General features: G+C 72.8%; 10 protein-coding genes and 1 pseudogene. 9 read left to right on the top strand and 2 right to left on the bottom strand.

Annotation, left to right across the window (positions count from 1 at the left end; translation table 11 throughout):
* Positions 1-416: 416 nt before the first annotated feature.
* Entirely contained in the window at positions 417-1,928 is a 1,512-nt protein-coding gene (locus QFZ71_RS28875; RefSeq protein WP_307671091.1) for a hypothetical protein, read from the top strand.
* A 113-nt stretch (positions 1,929-2,041) separates the two neighbouring features.
* On the opposite strand, the pseudogene QFZ71_RS28870 reads toward QFZ71_RS28875, so the two are convergent.
* A pseudogene (locus QFZ71_RS28870) lies at positions 2,042-2,206 on the bottom strand (pirin family protein); the annotation flags it as partial.
* 1,304 nt (positions 2,207-3,510) lie between these two features.
* Here QFZ71_RS28870 and QFZ71_RS28865 point away from each other — a divergent pair.
* From QFZ71_RS28865 to QFZ71_RS28850, 4 genes are all read left to right on the top strand, one after another.
* Positions 3,511-4,260: a type VII secretion system-associated protein gene (locus QFZ71_RS28865; RefSeq protein ID WP_307671619.1), complete on the top strand. Its 750-nt coding sequence runs from the start codon at positions 3,511-3,513 to the stop codon at positions 4,258-4,260.
* Entirely contained in the window at positions 4,257-5,510 is a 1,254-nt protein-coding gene (locus QFZ71_RS28860; RefSeq protein WP_307671090.1) for a ricin-type beta-trefoil lectin domain protein, read from the top strand. The genes QFZ71_RS28865 and QFZ71_RS28860 overlap by 4 nt, the downstream gene beginning before the upstream one ends.
* Before the next feature lie 133 nt (positions 5,511-5,643).
* Complete coding sequence (locus QFZ71_RS28855) at positions 5,644-8,949, top strand: right-handed parallel beta-helix repeat-containing protein (RefSeq protein WP_307671089.1); 3,306 nt, start codon at positions 5,644-5,646, stop codon at positions 8,947-8,949.
* 68 nt (positions 8,950-9,017) lie between these two features.
* The gene (locus tag QFZ71_RS28850; protein WP_307671088.1) at positions 9,018-10,214 is read left to right on the top strand and encodes a S8 family serine peptidase; all 1,197 of its coding nucleotides are present in this window, start codon (positions 9,018-9,020) and stop codon (positions 10,212-10,214) included.
* A gap of 217 nt (positions 10,215-10,431) precedes the next feature.
* Here the strand turns inward: QFZ71_RS28850 and eccCa are convergent, their stop codons facing one another.
* Positions 10,432-14,364, bottom strand: coding sequence for a type VII secretion protein EccCa (gene eccCa / locus QFZ71_RS28845; protein WP_307671087.1), 3,933 nt, complete (start codon positions 14,362-14,364; stop codon positions 10,432-10,434).
* 417 nt (positions 14,365-14,781) lie between these two features.
* Here eccCa and eccD point away from each other — a divergent pair, with 417 nt between their 5' ends.
* From eccD to QFZ71_RS28825, 4 genes are all read left to right on the top strand, one after another.
* On the top strand, positions 14,782-16,182 hold the full coding sequence (gene eccD / locus QFZ71_RS28840; RefSeq protein WP_307671086.1) for a type VII secretion integral membrane protein EccD: 1,401 nt from the start codon (positions 14,782-14,784) through the stop codon (positions 16,180-16,182).
* 51 nt (positions 16,183-16,233) lie between these two features.
* Positions 16,234-17,757, top strand: a complete 1,524-nt coding sequence (gene eccB, locus QFZ71_RS28835; protein WP_307671085.1) for a type VII secretion protein EccB — start codon at positions 16,234-16,236, stop codon at positions 17,755-17,757.
* A gap of 281 nt (positions 17,758-18,038) precedes the next feature.
* Positions 18,039-18,362 (top strand): hypothetical protein, encoded by a 324-nt coding sequence (locus tag QFZ71_RS28830; RefSeq protein ID WP_307671084.1) that lies wholly within the window; start codon positions 18,039-18,041, stop codon positions 18,360-18,362.
* Positions 18,363-18,471: 109 nt separating this feature from the next.
* Complete coding sequence (locus tag QFZ71_RS28825) at positions 18,472-18,795, top strand: WXG100 family type VII secretion target (RefSeq protein WP_307671083.1); 324 nt, start codon at positions 18,472-18,474, stop codon at positions 18,793-18,795.
* The last annotated feature ends 139 nt before the right edge of the window (positions 18,796-18,934 follow it).

The following is an 18,934-nucleotide window of genomic DNA, read 5'->3' as shown; positions in this document are numbered from 1 at the left end:
CTCGGCGGATCACAGGCTAGTACCTTGAGAAGGGTATCGGCGCTTCACATGACGGTGCCTCAGGTATTTCTCCGCTCATCCGCCCGGCGCGGCTCGTCCAGCACCAGCAGCAGAACGCCGCAGAGTCCGGCCGGGCCGCTTCTGTACGTCACTCCAGGGACATGACCGGCTGAGGGACCACCTGGCCGGATGACGATCGACGCCATGTCGGCCACGGCCCGGCGAACAGCCGCCGCACGGCCCCTTCCCTCCCCGATCGAGAGCCGCCTTCAGGCCCGTCGGGATCCCTCGCCCCCCGCCCTCTCGCCTTCCCCCCGTTTCGGCGCCGGGTCGACGTGCTGCCCTCGCGCTCGAACGGCCATGGGCCGTGGCGCACCGCCACTGCCATCGCTGCACCCCCCAGAAGGAGTTGACCCATGAGCACATGCGGCTGCGAGCGGTCACCGATCGTCATCGGCGACTGTCAGCCTTCCAAGCCGGGTTGCCCGCCCACTCCGTGTTCCTGTTCCCAGCGTTCCGAGCGCTGCGAGACGACCCCGCTGCGCGACTCCGCTCCCTACCGGGTGGCGGCGACCGCGAGGAGCACCGACCCGACGCCGTACTACACCATCGCCAACACCCACGCCGCTCTGGACCCTGTCGTCGCCCAGACCATCCTGAACAGCGGCAGGGGCACGTTCCCCGCCGACGACGGGACGCACAACGGGCAGCACACGTGGCTGGCCGGAGTCGTGCACATCGACCCCGAGTCCGTGCGCGGCAACCCCACCACCGTCACGATCAGCGCCTCGGTGCGTGTGCACAACGACGGCCCGGCAACGGCATGCCGGCTCTACGGACGCTTCGCGCTGTGGAACGGCACGACCTCGATCCGCACCGACCTCCTGGGCCCACCCGACCTGTCGGCGGGCGGTGACGACAACGGCGTCATCCCGCCGACCACCGTGCCCCTCGCGGACGTCCTCGCGGGAAAGGTCGTCGTCGAGCTCAACCTGGAGACGGGCAACGACGACGCCTGCCGAGTCGGCCCCAAACAGTGGACCGTCGACAGCTTCGTCCTCACCGTCCAGGCGTCCGCTCCGGGCTGCGGCAGGCCGTTCCTGCGTACGACCTGCCGGGACTGCGACGGCGCGATCACCTGCACGACCGACACCCTCGACGGCTCGTCCCGCCCCTACGCCCCGGTCCCGCCCGTCGTCCCCGTCTCCTCCTGCCAGGACGGTTGCGCCACCACCCGCCCTCCGTGCATCTCCACCGACCGGGGCAACGCCGTCACCCGCGGCAGTGACGGGTGTCTCTACGCACCCGACACGCCCGCTCTGGACCCGTCCCCGTGCAATGCCGCACGGCGCACGACCGGTGGGCTGCTCGTGCCGCGGATCGACGTCACGGGTATCGCTCCCGGCGGCAACACCAGCACGCACCGGTCGGTGGACATCGACGTCACCGGAACGCCCGGCTGCCCCGAACGGTGGCAGGTCGGCGCCCGCCTCACCCCGGTGAGCGCGTTCCTCAACGCCGAGCGGCAGCACGCCAACCTCCTGGCACGGGCCGGTACCGACGTGCCGATCCCCGAGTCCGACCTCGTGCTCCCGGAAGCCGGCGTCTACCACATCGACAGCGACGTGCGGTACGCGCTCGGTTCCGCCACCGGCGGCAGCGGCTACATCATCGGCTGGCTCCGGGACGAAACCACCGACACCCTCCTGACGAGTTTCACCCAGATCGCGGCGATCAACGCGGAGAGGCAGGAGCAGCAGGGCGGAACCACCCACATCATGACCGAGTACACGGTCGCCTCCGGCCCTCGGACAGTCCGCCTGCACCTGATGTTCGTCCTCACCGGCGGCAAGATCTCCAACGCCGAGGCCGGCGGCACCGACAGCAACGGCGCAACCCGGATGCGCTTCCTCAAGGTCAGGGATTAGGGGGCGTCCGGGTGGCGTGGTGATGACAGGAACCCGCCGGGGTCATGACCGCGCCTCACCCGTCCTCACGACCCCGGCGGCACGGGCTCCGCGCGCCGTGCAGGACCCGCGGGTCAGCGGAGCCTTCCACGCGGCTTCAGCGGTACCGGCGGCGATGCGGGGGCAGGCAGCCGAGCCCCGTCGTAGCCCTTGACCTCGCCGAACCGCTTCCCCTCCATCCAGTCCTCGCGGGCCTGGACGATCTCCTCCTGGGACCGTCCGATCCAGTTCCAGAACAAGGCAGCGGCTTTCCGTTTCACCCCAGCTCAGGGGCTTGATCGACCATCCGGGGTCAGTAAAAGGTCAGCAAGACGCCCGGGAGTCGACGAACGTGGCCACCGGCCTCGTCCGCGGCATGGGAAGTTCCTTCAAGGAGTGCGGGCACCCCGAGAGCCGATGGCCGAGGTGCCCGCACGATTACAAGATCCGCTACCGCAACGCGGCCGGCCGACAGGCCGAGGAATCCGGATTCTCCACCCAGGAAAAGGCCAAGGCCCGCCTCGCCAAGGTCTACCAGGACCGGAAGAGCAGCCCACCTGACCAGTACAAAGCCGAGCGCATCCAGAAGTACAGCCCGATGCGGTTCGAGCAGTACGCCACCGAGTGGAAGGCCAGCCAGCGCGACCTCGGCCCCAGCTCCATGCGACACCTCGACTCACTGCTCGTCCACCACCTCTACCCTGCTTTCCAGAGCCGCCGGATGGGCACCTTCGACCACAAGGTCGTCGAAGCCTTCATCCAGACCATGGAGCGCGACGGCATCGGCCCGGCCACCCGGTCCAACGCATTCGACAAACTCAAGTCGATCCTGCTGGACGCCCACCGGCTCGGCCTCTACGACGACAACCCGCTCGACGGCGTCGAGCCCCCGCAGTACGACCCCACGCGCGCCGTCATCCCCTCCCCCACCCAGCTCCACGGCATACGCACCGCCGCCGACGACGTGTTCCGCCTCGTCGCCGACCTCATGAGCGGCTGCGGCATGCGCAACGGGGAAGCGCTGGCCGTCAACATCAACAACATCGTGGCCGACGACGTGTACCGGATCACCGAGCAGGTCAACCAGCCCACGAAGGCCTACGTCCCCCTCAAGCGCCGCAAGGTCGGCGATCACCGCGACGTCCCGCTCCCGGCACGGGTCAAGCACTCCATCGAGTGGTACGCGGACACGTACGGCACCATCGACGGCTACCCGCTCCGCAGCCCGCGAGACCTGACCAAGCCGATGCTCAACTACTGGATCGGGAACCAGTGGCAGCGCATGAAGAAGGCCGGCCTCGTCGAGATCCCTGAAGGCATGGTCGTCTACGGCTTCCGCCACTTCTTCGCCTCCCACCGAAGCTTGGCATTCCGCCCGCTCCCGAACCTGTACGGAACGAGGCCCGCGCGAGCGGCTTCGCGATACACCCCACGACACCGACATGTTCAGATACATCGCGCTCCGGGAGCGTTCGAAGGCTCCGCCGACATGGCATCCTGTTGCCTTCCACGGACAGGTTGCGGCGCTCGCCGCCCGTGGACGACCCCCGAAGGCAGGTGCAGGATGCGGTCCGCAGAACGACAAGCGGATGCGGGGAGCGACGCCGTCGCGCCCTCCGGGACCACGGCCGGCGGAGAGCCGCCGGCGGAGGAGGCGCCCCCCGTCATACCCGACGCGGTGCGCGCCGCGGCGCGGGATGCTCCGGACCACTGGTTGGGCGCCGTCGATCCGCAGTGGCCGCAGGACCGGCCGCCGCCGGAGTGGGCGGTGGTCGGCGAGTGGCGCTCCGACGAGGACGGGGACATCGTCGCGTACCGGGCCAACCCCCTCTACCGGCCGTCCCCTTCGGTGCTCGGGTGGCCGGAGCCCACCGATCCGGTGGACGCGGCGGCGCAGCGGGCGGCGACGGGATACGGCTCCGTCGACGAGGCGTTGGCGGCCCTGGCCGCCGCGGAGGTCAGCGTGGTGCGCGGTCTCGACGGACGGCCGCTGACGGCAGCCGGAGCGGACGGCCGCCCCGTCATCCTGGTCTTCACCGATCCCACACATCAGTTCACGCCCGCGTCATTGATCCATGACACCCTGTCCGCAGCGGAGTTGGCGCGGGATGTGCGAGAATCACGCGCGCTGCTGCTGGTCAACGCCCTGGCCTCCGCGCCCCTGGCCGTACCGGCGGAGAGCCTGCCGGACCCCGTGCCCGGCGAGGACGAGGGCGCGCGCGAGACCGGTGCCCACGAATCCGGCATCTCCGCTCCGCTGCCCGAAGGTTCAGTATCGGCCCCCTGGCCCCCTACCTCGGTGAGGACCCCGTGACGCGTTCGACCCCTGCCCCCGCCGTGCCTCCGGCCGGTGAGGACTCCACCGCCACCTCCACGGCCGCGACCCGGACGGGCGGCGAGGAGAGCCGCGCCGGGGCCGCCGTGACGGCGACCGCGAGTACCGCCGACGCCGCGACGCCGGCCGTCGCGAAGGCCGCCGAGAAGTCCGAAGGCGTGGCGGGCTCCGGGAGCGGGCCCGTCGGCGAGGACGCCTCGGCAGCTCCCGGTGCCGAGAGCGGCGCGGAGGCCGGAGGCGGCGCAGCGGCCCTCCGCGCCCAGGACGCCCCGGACACCGGAACTGCCGGCGCGGACGACGCGTCCATACCCGACGGCGGAACCCGCGCCGAGGGCGACGCCGCGGTCACGGTGTCGCAGAGCCGGCTGCCCGCCTTCGTACGGAACCTGACGTCGACGGCGGCCGGCGACGAGTCGCCGAAGACCGCGGCGGTGGGCCGGCCCGGCAAGGCGGCGCTGGCCGGAGCGGCGGTCGCCGGAACGCTTCTGCTGTCGGTGCCGTTCCTGGTACTCGGCGGGGACGACGACGAACGGCCGCGGACGGCCAACGCCGCCGGGACCGTGCTGGGCGGTGACGAGCAGGGCAGGCCGGGCGAGTTCGGGGTCGCGGAGCCCGAGAAGTCCGGGGGCGGCGGGCCGAAGGGCGCCACCCCCTCGGTCGGCGCCTCCCCGTCCGGTGCTCCGGCCAAGAGCGCGCCCGCCCAGGCCGGCAAATCCCCCACCGCCGCCGCCCCCGCGGACAAGGCCGGCGGCACGAGCGCGGCACCGGCCAAGCCGAGGTCGCAGGCCAAGTCGAAGCCGGCGGGCGGGGGCGGCCAGGCGGCGCCCGCGTCCGGGGTGACGCTGGGCAACCCGGTGGTCATCCGCAACCATCTCTCGGGCCGCTGCCTGAACGTGCCCCACAGCATGTTCAACGACGGTATGCCGCTGGAGGTCTGGGACTGCAACGGCACCAACGCCCAGAGCTGGCAGTTCGCTTCGGACGGTACGCTGCGGATCGCCGGGAAGTGCCTCGACGTGGTCAACGCGAACTTCAACGACGGCACCCCCATCCAGCTCGCCCACTGCAGCGACAACGCCGCCCAGAAGTTCGTGCTCAACGAGGCCCACGACCTGGTGAACACCGTCGTCGGCAAGTGCGTCGACGTGAACCAGCACACCAGCTTCCGCATCGAGCTGCGGCTGTGGACGTGCACGGGCGCGGACAACCAGAAGTGGAGCTTCGTCTGACCGGCGCCGACCGGCGTCCTCGGCGGGAGCACGCGCGAACAACAGAGCGACGTACTGGCATGATCGTGGTTCCGGGTGCTCCCGGAAGCGGCGGGCGCATCGGATGGCGCCGCCCAGGCGAGGAGGTTCACGCGTGTCTCGGCAGGTACTGACGGTCGGTCCGACAGGTTCCGACCGCTTCCGGACGATCGGGGAGGCGCTGGCGGCGGCGCGCATCGGGGCCGTCGTCAGCATCCGTCCGGGGACGTACGTCGAGAGCCTGGTGATCCACACACGGGTCACGCTCACGGCGGCCGAGGGACGGGGCACCGTGGAGATCCGGCCGCGCTCGGGCAGCGCGCTGTCGCTGCGCGCCGACGCCGTGATGCTCTCCGAGCTGACGCTGCGCGGCACCGACCCCGACCAGCCGGTCGTGGACGTGCGGCGCGGCCAGGCGGCGCTGGACGGCTGCGAGATCAGCGGTTCCTCGTGGACCGCGCTGCTGGCCGGCGGCACCGGCTCGCTGGCGCTGCGCGACTGCCGGGTGAGCAACCCCCAGGGCGCCGGGATCGTGATCACCTCGGCGGCCGGCAGTTCGGTGGAGTCCTGCTCCGTGGAGCACCTGGCGACCAGCGGCATCGTCCTGGCCGAGCAGGGGGACGCCACGATCCGCGGCTGCACCGTCCGCGACGCCCGAGGCAACGGCGTGCTCGCCAACGGCGACGCGGCCGGCTCCGTCGAGGACTGCGACATCTCCTCCACCGACAAGCCCTCGATCGCGCTGGAGGAACGCTGCACGACCCGCGTCGTGCGCTCGGTGGTGCACGACACCAGCACCGGCGTCCACATCACGAGCGCGGGCCGCACCACGCTGGAAGACGTACGGGTCACCGGCACGTCCGCATCCGGCATCGTGCTGGCGCAGGGCACCGACCCGGTGCTCCGCCGCTGCCGCACCTCGCGCACACGGGGCAGCGGGCTGCTGGTGACCGACCGGGCGCGCGGCATGTTCGAGGACTGCTGGGTGGACACCGCCCAGGGCGCCGCGCTCAAGGTGAACGGCGCGGCTTCGCCGGCCCTGACCGGGCTGACCGTGCGGGACTGCGACGAGGCCGGTCTGCTGCTGGAGGAGGACTCGGCGGCGGAGCTGGACCGGCTGGAGGTGATCGGCGGGTCCCCCGCCGTCCTGGTGCGAAGCGGCGCCAATCCGCTCCTGCGCCGGGCGCGGCTGGTGGAGCCGGCCGGCGACGGCATCGCGGCGTCGAAGGACGCGCGGGGCCGGGTGGAGGACTGCGAGGTGGTCCGTCCGCAGGGCGCCGGGGTGCGGGCGAGCTCGGGCAGCACGCTGTACCTGGCGGGCGGCGGCGTCTCCGGCAGCGGGGGCAACGGGCTCCTCGTCGAGGACGGCGGCAACGTGACCGTGCGGGACTTCCGCGTCGAGACGCCCGCCGAGGACGGCGTGGCGGTCGACGGCGGCGGCGAGGTGACCGCGAGCCGGCTCACCGTGCACGCCCCGAAGGGGCACGGGTTCGCGTTCCGGGAGGGCAGCCACGGCTCGCTGAGCGCCTGCGAGGTGACCAGCGGCGAGAAGGACGGCTTCCGGGTGGAGACGACGGCCCCGGTCTCGCTGGTGAACTGCACGGCGCGCGAGAACGCGGGCGGCGGACTGGTGCAGTCGGCCCCCGGTGAGCGGCTGGCCGTGGAGGGGCTGACCAGCGTGGACAACGGCAAGCGGGACGCGTGGGGCACCGGCGCGGCGGAGAACACCGACCCGGCGGGGTCCGGCAGCGCCGAGGACTCCCCGCTCACCCGCGAGGGCGGCCCGTTGAGCGCGCTCAACGAGCTGATCGGCCTGGAGAACGTCAAGCAGCAGGTGCGCACCCTGGTGAACCTCACCCAACTTGCCCAAAAGCGCGAGCAGTTGGGGATGTCCGCGCCGCCGATGAGCCGCCATCTGGTGTTCACGGGTCCGCCCGGCACCGGCAAGACGACCGTCGCGCGGCTCTACGGCTCGATCCTGGCGGAGCTGGGCTCGCTGCGCAGCGGCCATCTGGTCGAGGTGTCCCGCGCGGACCTGGTGGCGCAGATCGTGGGCGGTACGGCGATCAAGACGACGGAGACGTTCAACCGCGCCCTGGGCGGGGTGCTGTTCGTCGACGAGGCGTACACGCTGACCGCGGACAGCGGGAGCGGCGGGGCGGACTTCGGCCGGGAGGCCGTGGACACGCTGCTGAAGCTGATGGAGGACCACCGCGACGACGTGGTGGTCATCGTGGCGGGCTACTCGCGGGAGATGGAGTCGTTCCTGGCCTCCAACCCCGGTCTGGCGTCCCGGTTCTCGCGGACCGTGGAGTTCGAGAACTACTCGGTCCCCGAACTCGTGGCAATCATGGAGAACATGTGCACCCGGCACCAGTACGAGCTGGGCGAGGGCGCCGCCGAGGCGCTGGCGGCTCACTTCGATCGGATGCCGCGCGACGCGGGGTTCGGCAACGGCCGTGCCGCGCGCGGGGTGTTCGAGGAGATGGTGGACCGGCAGGCGGTGCGGCTCGCCTCGCAGGCGGACATCGGCGAGCGTGATCTGCGCCTCCTGCTCCCGCAGGACGTGTCCGACGCCGCCGTGCCGTCGGCCGATGACCCGGTCCAGGACCCGCTGGCCGGCCTCGCGGACATGGTGGGGCTGGCGGAGGTCAAGCGGGACGTCACCGACCTGGTGAACCTGATCACGACGGCCCGGCACCGGGCGGCCGCCGGGCTGCCGGTGCCCTCGATCAGTCACCATCTGGTCTTCACCGGCCCGCCCGGTACCGGCAAGACCACGGTGGCCCGGTTGTACGGAGAGATCCTGACCCAGTTGGGCATCCTGACCAGCGGGCAGTTGGTCGAGGTGGCGCGGGCCGACCTGGTCGGCCGGTACATCGGCCACACCGCCCAGTTGACCAAGGAGGTCTTCGAACGGGCGCGCGGCGGTGTGCTGTTCATCGACGAGGCGTACACGCTCACCCCGGCGGGCGGCGGGGCCGACTTCGGCCAGGAGGCCGTGGACACCCTGCTGAAGCTGATGGAGGACCACCGCGACGACGTGGTGGTCATCGTCGCCGGGTACACCGAGGAGATGGAACGGTTCCTCGCCTCCAACCCCGGTCTGTCGTCGCGGTTCTCGCGACGCGTCGCCTTCTCCGACTACTCGTCCCAGGAGCTGGTCACCATCGTCCGCACCCATGCCGCCTCGATGGGCTACGAGTGCGGGCCGGGCACCGGTCCGCTGCTGGAGGAGTACTTCGACGCGCTGCCGCGGGACCGGACGTTCGGCAACGCGCGGTTGGCCCGCCAGGTCGTGGAGACGATGATCACGCGGCAGGCGGGGCGGCTCAGTTCGCTGGTCTCGCCCACGCTGGACGATCTGCGCACCCTCGTCCCGCAGGACGTCGTACCGACGCGCAGGGGGGCCGGACTGTGAGGGAGCGGGACTCGATGGACCATGCGGGCGCTACCGCTCGGGCATCCGGAGACGCACGTCCGGCGCACATGGCCGCACGTGCGGCCGGCGCGGGGCTGGCGGCCGGACTGGTGCTGCTGACAGCGGCGGTTCCGGCGGGGGCCTCGGTGCGCGCGGACGGGGAGCAGAAGCTTCCCGCCATGCCGTCGGCGCTCGGCGACGACCCGCAGCGCTCACCGTGCACGCCCGCGTCCAGAACCGCGGCGGAACAGGTGGACTGGTCCCGCCAGCGCCTGGACCTCGGCCGGCTGCGCGACCACGGCACGGGCGAGGGGGTGACGGTCGCCGTCATCGACACCGGCGTGGCGGCGGACGCGCCCGCCCTCAGGGGCCGGGTGACCGCTCACGGCGGGGCCGGCGAGGACTGCGTCGGGCACGGCACGTTCGTCGCGCACCTGGTGGCGGGCGCGGGCGGATCCTCGTCCGACCTCGCGGGCGTCGCACCGGGGGCCCGCGTGCTGGGGCTGCGCGGTACGGACGACCGTGGCAGGCCGGACGCCGCCCTGGTCGCGCGGGCGCTGCAGGACGCGACGGAGGCGAAGGCCGACGTGATCACGGTCTCCGTCGCACTGCCGCGGCGGAGCGGGGAGCTGACCCGTGCGGTCGAGGCCGCCGTGCGCTCGGGAGCGGTGGTCGTGGCCGCGGCCGTCCCCGACCCGCCCGCCGCCACCGAGGACCCGGTGCCGAGCCGGCCGTACTGGCCCGCGTCGGAGCCCGGCGTCATCTCGGTCCTGGACATGCAGCCCTCGGGCGCGCGGTCGGAGCGGGCCCTGCGGACGACGGGCGTCGACCTGGCCGCGCCGGGAGTCGGCGTGGTGGCCGGGGGGCCGCGCGGCTCGGGCCACTTCCTGGGCTCGGGGGCCTCGTTGGCCGCCGCGTACACCGCGGGCGCGGCGGCCGTCGTGCGTGCCGCGCACCCGGACGCATCGGCCGACGAGGTGGCGCGCCGCCTGGTGTCGTCGGCCTACCCGGCGGACGTCCCGCAGCTCGACCCGTACGCCGCCGTCACCGCCGTGGCCGACTTCGCGGCCCAGGAGGCGGCGCCGGCACCCGTGGAGACGGTGCGGATGCGCGACACCTCGGCCGCGGACCGGGCCACCGACCGGGCGACGCTGCTGGCGGTGGGCGGCGGGGCAGGTCTGCTCGCCGTGGTGTGGGCGGCGATGACGCTGCCCAGGGCGCGCGCCCGCGGCTGGCGCCCGGCGGAGCCGGAGCCGCGCAACTGACGGCGTACGGGCGCCCGGCTCCGGCTGCTGTCGGCACGCCGGGCGTCCCGCTTCCCGCCGGGCTCCCCCGGCACGGACCGCCGTCCGTACGGGCCGGGCCCGGCGACACCGCCGGGCCCGGCCCGTACGCGTCCGCGTCCCGTGGCCCGCGCCGGACGGCCGCCGACACGAAGAGGGGTCCGACCCGCGGGTCGGACCCCTCTCGCTCACCGGTTGCTCACTCCGTACCGTCCGCCACGGCGGTCTGCACGAGCTTCGCCTTGCGGCGCGCGATGTGGAAGGCGCGGCCCGGAGGCAGGTTCCTCGGCTTCACGTTACCGAAGAGGAATCCCTCGGTGGGCGGGCAGGACATCAGCAGCGCCGGGGTGTTCCCCTCGTCCAGCCGTCGCAGCAGCGCTTCGTTGAGCCCGCGGCCCGCACCCATGGCGCTGCGGGCGATGACCATGTGCAGGCCGAGCTCGAAGCCGAGCGTGAGGTGGTCGAAGAGCGGCTCGAAGGGGCTCTGGAACGAGTTGCCCGCCACCATGTCGTAGTCGTCCACCAGGACGAACAGCCGGGGCCCGGTCCACCAGTCGCACTGCCGCATCCGGGCCGGCGCGATGTCGGGGCCCGGCTGCCGGGTCTGTATCGCGCGGGCCGCGCCGTCGACGGTCTCCCGCAGGTTGTCCAGCGAGACGACGTGGCTGATGCGGTACTCGTCGGGCACGGCCTCCACCAGCTCACGGCGGTAGTCGACCACGATGATCTTCGCTTCGGCGGGGGTGTACCGGGCGATGATCCCCGCCGCGACGCTGCGTAGCAGGTTGGTCTTGCCGCTCTCCGTGTCGCCCACCGCGACCAGGTGCGGGGTGCGGCTGAAGTCGTGCCAGACCGGCTCCAGCGCGTCCTGGTCGAGGCCGAGGGCCATGCGCATCCCGCCGCCCTCGGTCGCCTCGACGGCGGGCAGTTCGGTGATCGACAGGCGGTGCGGCAGCATCCGCACGGCGGGCGCGGTCCGGCCCGGCCACTGGGCGGCGACCCGGCTGACCAGGTCGGCGACGCCGTCCCCCAGGTCCTCGGTGTCGCTGCTGCCGTCGATGCGGGGCAGCCCGGCGAGGAAGTGCAGCTTGCTGTCGGCGGTGAGGCCGCGCCCGCCGGAGCGCGGGACCGAGCGGGCCTTGCGCATGTCGACCTCGGAGTCCATCGGGTCGCCCATGCGCAGCTCCAGCCGGGTCGCGGCCTGGTCGCGGACCTGGGCGGACAGCTCGACCCAGCGGGCGGTGGTCACGACGAGGTGGATGCCGTAGTTGAGCCCGCGGGCGGCCAGTTCGTTGAACTTGGTGATGAGGTCGTCGTAGTCCTGGCGCACCGTGGACCAGCCGTCCACGACCATGAAGATGTCCCCGAACCGCTCGTCGGGGAACTCCCCCGCCGCCCGGCGGCGACGGTAGGAGGCCATGGAGTCCACGGTGTGGTCGGTGAAGAACTGCTCGCGGCGGGCCAGGACCGTCATCACCTCGGCCACCGTGCGGTTGACCCGCTCCGGGTCCAGGCGCGCGGCGACGCCGCCGACGTGCGGCAGCCCGGCGAGCTGCGCGAGCCCGCCGCCGCCGAAGTCCAGGCAGTAGAACTGCACTTCGGCCGGGGTGTGGGTGAGAGCCAGGGAGCAGATCAGCGTACGGGCGAGCGTCGACTTGCCGCTCTGCGAGCCGCCGGCGATGGCGACGTGGCCGCCCGCGCCCGCCAGGTCCACGACCAGCGGGTCGCGGCGCTGCTCGAACGGCTTGTCCACCAGGCCGACCGGCACGCGCAGAGTGCCGCGCTCCGTCCGGTCCGCGGCGGTCAGGCCGCGCTCGGGGTCCGTGACGAGCCCGGCGAGCAGCTCGTCCAGCGGGGAGGGCGAGTCCAGGGGTGGCAGCCACACCTGGTGCGCCGGGGGCCCTGAGTCGCGCAGCCGGTCGAGCGCCACGTCGATCAGGGCCTCCTCCGCCTCCGGCTCCTCGGCCTCGGGCTGTACGGCGGGCTCCAGCTCCGGCGCGACGGTGCGCGGCACCACCCAGCCGCTCGTCCACGGCACGACCTGGCTGGCGACCCGCGCCCGCACGACGGCTCCGGTGCGCCGGCGGTAGCCGCCGGAGGAGTAGGCGGCGCGGAAGCGGACCAACTGCTCCACTCCGGACTTCAGATAGCCGTTGCCCGGCTCGGAGGGGAGCTGGTAGGCGTCGGGGACGCCGAGCACGCCGCGGCTCTCCATGGCGGAGAAGGTGCGCAGGCCCACCCGGTAGGACAGGTGGCTCTCCAGTTGGTGCATCCGGCCCTCGTCCAACCGCTGGGAGGCGAGGAGGAGGTGGACGCCGAGCGATCGGCCGAGCCGCCCGATCATCACGAAGAGGTCCATGAACTCGCGGTGCGCCGCGAGGAGTTCGCTGAACTCGTCGACGACCACGAACAGGCTGGGCAGCGGGGTGAGGTCGGCCCCCTGGGCGCGGGCCCGCTCGTACTCCAGCGCCGAGGTGTAGTTGCCCGCCGCCCTCAGCAGCTCCTGGCGGCGGAGCAGTTCGCCGTGGAGGGCGTCCTGCATCCGCTCGACCAGGGCGACCTCGTCCGCGAGGTTGGTGATGACCGCCGAGGTGTGCGGCAGTTCGTCCAGTCCGAGGAAGGTCGCGCCGCCCTTGAAGTCGACGAGGACGAAGTTCAGGGTCTCGGAGGAGTTGGTGAGCGCGAGGCCGAGCACCAGGGTGCGCAGCAGTTCGCTCTTGCCGGATCCGGTGGCGCCGATCAGCATCCCGTGCGGGCCCATGCCGCCCTGCGCGGACTCCTTGATGTCCAGCTCCACGGGCCGGCCGTCCACGCCGACCGCCACGGGCACCCGCAGCCGACCGGAGCCGGTGTGCTTGTCCCAGAGGGTCTTCGGGTCGTGCCGGTGCAGGTCGGGTATGCCGAGCAGGGCGGTCAGCTCGATGTCCGTCTCCAGGGGCTGCGTGATGTCGCCGCCCATGCTGAGCCGGGAGGAGGACAGCAGCCGAGCGAGGGACTCCGCGGCGACGGACCCCAGCAGGTCGGCCCGGCCGAGCACCGCGGTGCGCTCCTTGCGGCTGCGGTCGGTGCGCACGAGGCCGACCTGGCCGTCCTCGACGGTCAGCCGCAGGGTGTTCCGGCCGGGCCGCCACCGCAGGGCCTCGGACAGGTCGAGGATGACGGCGTTGCGGTAGCCGGGGCCGTCCCAGCGGTGCCCCTCGGGCACGGTGGCGCCGTCGACGACGACGACGGTGTACGGCTCGTCGCGGCCGGGCGTCGCCTCCGGGTCGAAGTCCGGGCGTTCGGCGAACTCCGCGCCCAGCAGGTCGTCGAGTTCGGAGATGTCGGCGGTGATCCTGCGGACCGGACCGGCACCGTCCTCCTCGTACGGGTGCAGGGCGTGCGGGAGCCACTTGGCCCACTCCCACTCCGAGCGGCGCTCGTCGCTGGTGCACACCGCGATCCACAGCTCCTCGGGGGCGTGGAAGACGGCGAGTTGGCACAGGGCGGCGCGGGCCAGTCCCCGTACGGCGTCCTCGTCACCGCGCAGCAGGATGCGTGCGGAGGAGCGCAGGTACAGGCCGATGGGCTGCTCGGGGACGGTGGAGTAGGCGCGGATGAACCGGCGCAGCGCGTGCGCGCACAGCGGTTCCAGGTCCTCCACCGGGTGGGTGGACAGGGGAGTGAGGGTGAGCGCGAGCTGCTGCTCGCCGACGGCGAGGCGCACCTCGCCGAAGTCCTCGTCTGCGGGGCGGCGTTCCCACAGCCGGGTGGTGCGCACCATGGAGCGCAGCGCCGCCGGGTCGGGATGCCGCCAGGCGAGGGCGCGCTGCTGCTCGACGATGGTCTGCCGCACCCGCCGCCTGGTCTGGGACAGGTAGCGCAGGTAATCCCGGCGCTCGCCCTTCAGGCGCTGCTTGCGTTCGCCGGCGGTCCGCATGAACTGCCCGACCAGCATGGCCGCGGAAGCCAGCAGCATCATACCCATGGCGATGTACATGAAGACGCCGTTGGAGCCGCCGGGCCGCAGGAACATCAGCATCATCGACACCGACATCATCGCCATCGGGAGGTAGGTCCAGACGGCCGAGGTGTCGGGGACGGTCTCGGCGAGGACCGGCGGCTCCTGGAGCGTCAATTCCCCTTCGGGCATTTCCGGCCCCCGTCTACGCGCGGGCCGGCGAATCAGAACGACACTCAAGGGACGAAACCTCCGGTTCGATAAGCGATGGCTCCCGCGCCTTCTTTCACCGGTGCGGGGAATCCACGCACGAGATGCGCGACTCGGCGCACTCGGATCACAACTCTGCGGTGAAAGGCCGGTGAACAGTCCGGGAGAATCACACCGAGATCGGTCACCGGCGTACCGGGGAAACAGAGGTCCCCGGAACAATCAGGCCGGCAGCGGCAGTAGTCTGCACACGCAACATCTCACATGTCCATGTGCACCGGCCCGTCGCCGGCTCTTTCCGCACCGCCCCCGAGACCTCCGAGGCCCCGTGCCTCCGTCGCACCGTCTCGGCGCGCCCACCCCCGTTCGACCCCGTACCGGGAGACGAGAGTTCACACCATGACCGACAGCACGGTGGCAGAGCTGTGCCGCCTCACCGTACGCGCACCGGCCCGCTCCATAGATCTGGCGGTGCCGTCCGACGTGCCCGTCGCCGACCTGTTGCCGACCTTGTTGCGGTACGTCGGCGAAGAGGCCGAGGAGAGCGGCCTCGACCATGCCGGCTGGGTCCTCCAGCAGGCCGGCGACGCCCCGCTCGACGAGGAGGGCACGCTCGCGCAGGCCGGGCTCGCCGACGGGGCGGTGCTGTATCTGCGGCCGCACACCGAGGCGTTGCCCGAGGCCCGCCTGGACGACCTCGTGGACGGCATCGCCGACACCGCCGGGCGGCGGCTGCACAACTGGAGCCCGCAGGCGACCCGGATCTTTCTGGCCGGGGCCGCCGTGGCGGCGGTCCTGGCGGCGCTGGTCCTGCTGTTCCGGCCGGGCCTGCCCGCCGACTCCCGCGTGCTGTGCGCGGCGGTCGCGGGGCTGCTGATCCTGGCGGGCGCGGGGTCCGCGAGCCGTGCGGTGGGCGACCGGGTCTCCGCTGCGGCGCTCGGCTCACTGGTCGCCCCGTGCCTGGCGCTGGCCGGCTGGGTGCTGCCCGGCGGTGACGTGACCGGCCCGGACGCGGTGCAAGTGATCGGCGCGCGGCTGCTGGCGGCGGGCGCGGCGGGCGCCGGGGGCGCGGTGCTCGCGCTGGCGGCCACCGCGGTGGGCGCGCCGATGCTGCTGGCCACGGCCGTGGTGTCGGTGGCGGGGGCCGTGAGCGGGGTGCTCATGGGCTTCGCCGGGCTCGATCCGCAGGCCGCCGTGGCGATCGTGGCGACGGTGACGAGCCTGTGCGCCGGGTTCATGCCGGCGTTGGCGTTCAAGCTCGCCGGGATGCGGATGCCCGCGCTGCCCTCGTCGGCGCAGCAGCTCCAGGAGGGCATCGAGCCGTACCGCGGGGACGAGGTCGCCGAGCGTACGGAGTTGGCGGGACGCTGGATCACCGCACTGTTCGGGGCGACCGGGGTGATCGCCGCGGCAGCCCTGTTCCCGCTGACCCACCGCCCCGGCCTCGCCGAGGTGCTGACCTCCCTCGCCCTGTCCGTGCTGCTCCTCCTGCACGCCCGCGGCCTGGTGCACGTGGGGCAGCGGCTCACCCTGGCCGCGCCGGGCATCCTCGGGTTGCTGCTCCTCGCCCACGCCTGGGCGAGGAGCGCGGAACCGGGCGGCAGGACCGTGGTGTTCGCGGTGCTGCTGGGGGTCGCCGCGGCGCTGACCGTCGCGGCCTGGACGGTGCCGGGCCGCCGGATGCTGCCGTACTGGGGGCGGGCGGCGGAGATCGCGCACACCCTGTTCGCCGTGGCCCTGCTGCCGTTGGCGCTGTGGGTGGCCGGGCTGTTCGGCTGGTTGCGCGGCCTGTTCGGCTGACCGCGCGACCGCGGAGCCGTACCGAGAGAGAACGACGAGAGGGCAGAGGCAGTGCAGTCCAAGCGGGACCAGGTCCAGGCGCACGGATTCCTGATGGGCAGGCTCAGTTCGGGCTTGCTGATGGCCGATCCGGACGCGCCCGAAAGCCCGTTGGGGCGCACCACGCGGGGCGTCCTGTTCGGCCTGCTCGTCACGCTGCTGATCGCGGCGGGGGCGACGGTGTACGGTCTGCTGCGGCCGGGCGGCAACGACGCGTGGCGCTCGGGCGAGAACCTGGTGGTGAACCGGGAGACCGGTGCGCGGTACCTCTACATCGAGGGGACGCTGCACCCGGTGCGCAACTACGCCTCCGCGCGGTTGATCGGGGGCGGCCGGATGACGTCCGTGGACGTCGCCACGGCCTCCCTGCGCGGCGCCCCGGTGGGTGCGCCGGTGGGCATACCGGGCGCGCCCGACGCCGTGCCGGGCCCCGGAGATCTGGACGGCGGCGCCTGGCACATGTGCGTGACCGGTGCGGGCGGGGCGCTGCCCAGCACGGGCAGCGCCTCCGACGAGGGCGTGCACCGGCCCGGCGCGACGACCGTGGTGGCCGGGGCCCCGCTGCGGACGCGTCCGGTCGGCGGCGACCGCGGGGTGCTGGTGCTCGGCCCGGACGAGCGGGAGTACCTGGTGTGGCGCGGCAGCCGGCTGCGGGTCGACGAGAAGTCCGACGCCCGCAACGCCCTCGGCTACGGCTCCGAGCCGGCGCTGCCCGTCTCTGCCGCGTTCCTGGACGCGCTCGCCCCCGGCCCGGACCTGGCTCCGCCGAATGTGCCGGGGCGCGGGAAGGCAGGTCCGCGGCTCGGCGGCGAACCCACCCGTGTGGGCCAGGTGTTCACGGTCGCCGTGCCGGGCGGCAGCAGCAGCTACCACCTGCTGCGCGCGGACGGCCTGACGCCGCTCACCCGCACCGGCGCGGCGCTGGTGCTGGGCGACCCGGCCACGCAGAAGGAGGCGTACGGGGGTCAGTCGCCGACCGCTCGTACGGTGGGCGCGGACGCCCTGCGCCAGCACCGGGCGGCCTCCGACGCCCGGCTCCCGGACGCGGACGAGATGCCGTCGGCCCCGCCGCTGTCCGAGTCCGTGCCGCGTGGCACGGCGATCTGCGCGAAGGTGCTCGGCGGCTCCGAAGGGGCGCGCATCAGCACCGTGCTCGCCCCGTTGGAGGGCCTGGCTCCGGCGGCCGTCGCGGACGGCGCGGACGGTGCCGTGGAGCCGGCGTGCGTGCGGCCGGACGTCCGGGTGGTGCGGCCGGGGCGCGGGGCGCTGGTCCGGGCGCTGCACGCCAGCGGGGCGGCGCACGCGGGCACCACGTACCTGGTGGCGGAGAACGGCGTGAAGCACCGCGTGGCGTCCGAGGAGGCGCTGTCGGCCCTCGGCTACGGCCAGGGAGACATCGGGTCGATCCCGGCGCCGCTGCTCGCGACGCTGCCCACCGGTCCGGACCTGGACAAGCGGGCCGCGGGGGGCGCCGCGCCGCCACGTACCACGGCGCCCGCGTGTGGCGGGAAGAAGGAGACCGCTCGAGGGCGATGAGGGCGGGACGTCCGGAATGGGAAGGACGCGCAACCTCAAAGGAACCTCAGAGAATTTCGCCCGCGAGCCTTTCGATAGGGAACAGAACGCGCCAACGCACTCCCCCTCCTCGCGCAGGACGCCCACCTCACACAAAGGCACCTCCAGGTAACCGTGTCCGATGGGGTCCGTTTGCTCAACTCGGGTACAGCAGAAGGAAACCTGCTCGCTTGATCTGCGCACCTGAATCTCCCTAACATCAGCGGACACGCCACCCGAACCTTGATCGATGGGAGCGCTCTATGGCCGAAAACCGGTTGGTAGACGACAAGAAGGTACAGAACGGTGTACTCGCCCTGGGCCTGGCCAAGGACGGGGTCAACCGCATCCGCGAGAACGTGCGCTCGACGGCGCTCGGCGTCGGTGGCGACGAGGGCCGCGCGTTCCTGAACCTGTTCGCGAAGTGGGACGAGCAGGCGCAGCGCATCCTCCGTCAGATCGGCCGTATGACGGACGCGCTGGAGGACAACCGCACCCTGGCGCGGAACACGTCGCTGCAGCACCAGGACGCCATCGGGCAGCAGTCCAGCAAGGTGTCCTCGGGCGTCTTCGAAGCCCTGTCCTGACGCCTGATCTCGCCCGGAGCCGAGTCGCCCGGTATGGGCCACCTCTCCGTGCCGGCTCTCCACCACGACCCCACGGACCCCCGGTCCGACGACCAGAGAGGCTTCTCCCATGCCCGGCGAGAACCTGACCGACGGCATCATCGATGTCCAGTACAACGCCGCCGCCAACGCCGCGCTCTCGATCCAGCAGCAGACCAAGGCCATCGAGGGCACGCTGAAGGCCCTGGAGGCCGAGCTGCAGGCGCTCAGCACCGGCTGGGCCGGTGACGACCAGCGCGAGTACACCAAGGTGCAGCAGCAGTGGAACGCCGCCGTCTCGGCGATGCAGCAGTTGCTCCTGGAGAACGGCGCCCTGCTGGAGCACGTCGCGGACAGCCACAAGAAGGACGAGCGACGCAACAGCCAGATGTGGCAGGAAGTCTCCGCCCGCTAGGAGCCCCGGCGGGACATGCCGGCGTACGCGCGACCGTCCCACCCCTGAACGGCACCCCGGCCCCGCACCTGTGACGCTGGAGCCCAGGGCCCGCGGCGGCTCCCCGGAGCCGCCACCAGCCGCACCCGTACGGCCCACC

Origin of the sequence: Streptomyces sp. V2I9 (assembly GCF_030817475.1) — a bacterium.
GTDB lineage: Bacteria > Actinomycetota > Actinomycetes > Streptomycetales > Streptomycetaceae > Streptomyces.
The sequence above is the reverse complement of the archived record's forward strand: the minus strand, read 5'-3'. Positions and strand labels throughout refer to the sequence as shown.

Bases quoted from the DNA above. Each gene is read 5' to 3' on its own strand.
- QFZ71_RS28875 (WP_307671091.1), top strand. From the start codon at position 417: ATGAGCACATGCGGCTGCGAGCGGTCACCGATCGTCATCGGCGACTGT.
- QFZ71_RS28865 (WP_307671619.1), top strand. From the start codon at position 3,511: ATGCGGTCCGCAGAACGACAAGCGGATGCGGGGAGCGACGCCGTCGCG.
- QFZ71_RS28850 (WP_307671088.1), top strand. From the start codon at position 9,018: ATGGCCGCACGTGCGGCCGGCGCGGGGCTGGCGGCCGGACTGGTGCTG.
- eccCa (WP_307671087.1), bottom strand. From the start codon at position 14,364: ATGCCCGAAGGGGAATTGACGCTCCAGGAGCCGCCGGTCCTCGCCGAG.
- eccD (WP_307671086.1), top strand. From the start codon at position 14,782: ATGACCGACAGCACGGTGGCAGAGCTGTGCCGCCTCACCGTACGCGCA.
- QFZ71_RS28830 (WP_307671084.1), top strand. From the start codon at position 18,039: ATGGCCGAAAACCGGTTGGTAGACGACAAGAAGGTACAGAACGGTGTA.
- QFZ71_RS28825 (WP_307671083.1), top strand. From the start codon at position 18,472: ATGCCCGGCGAGAACCTGACCGACGGCATCATCGATGTCCAGTACAAC.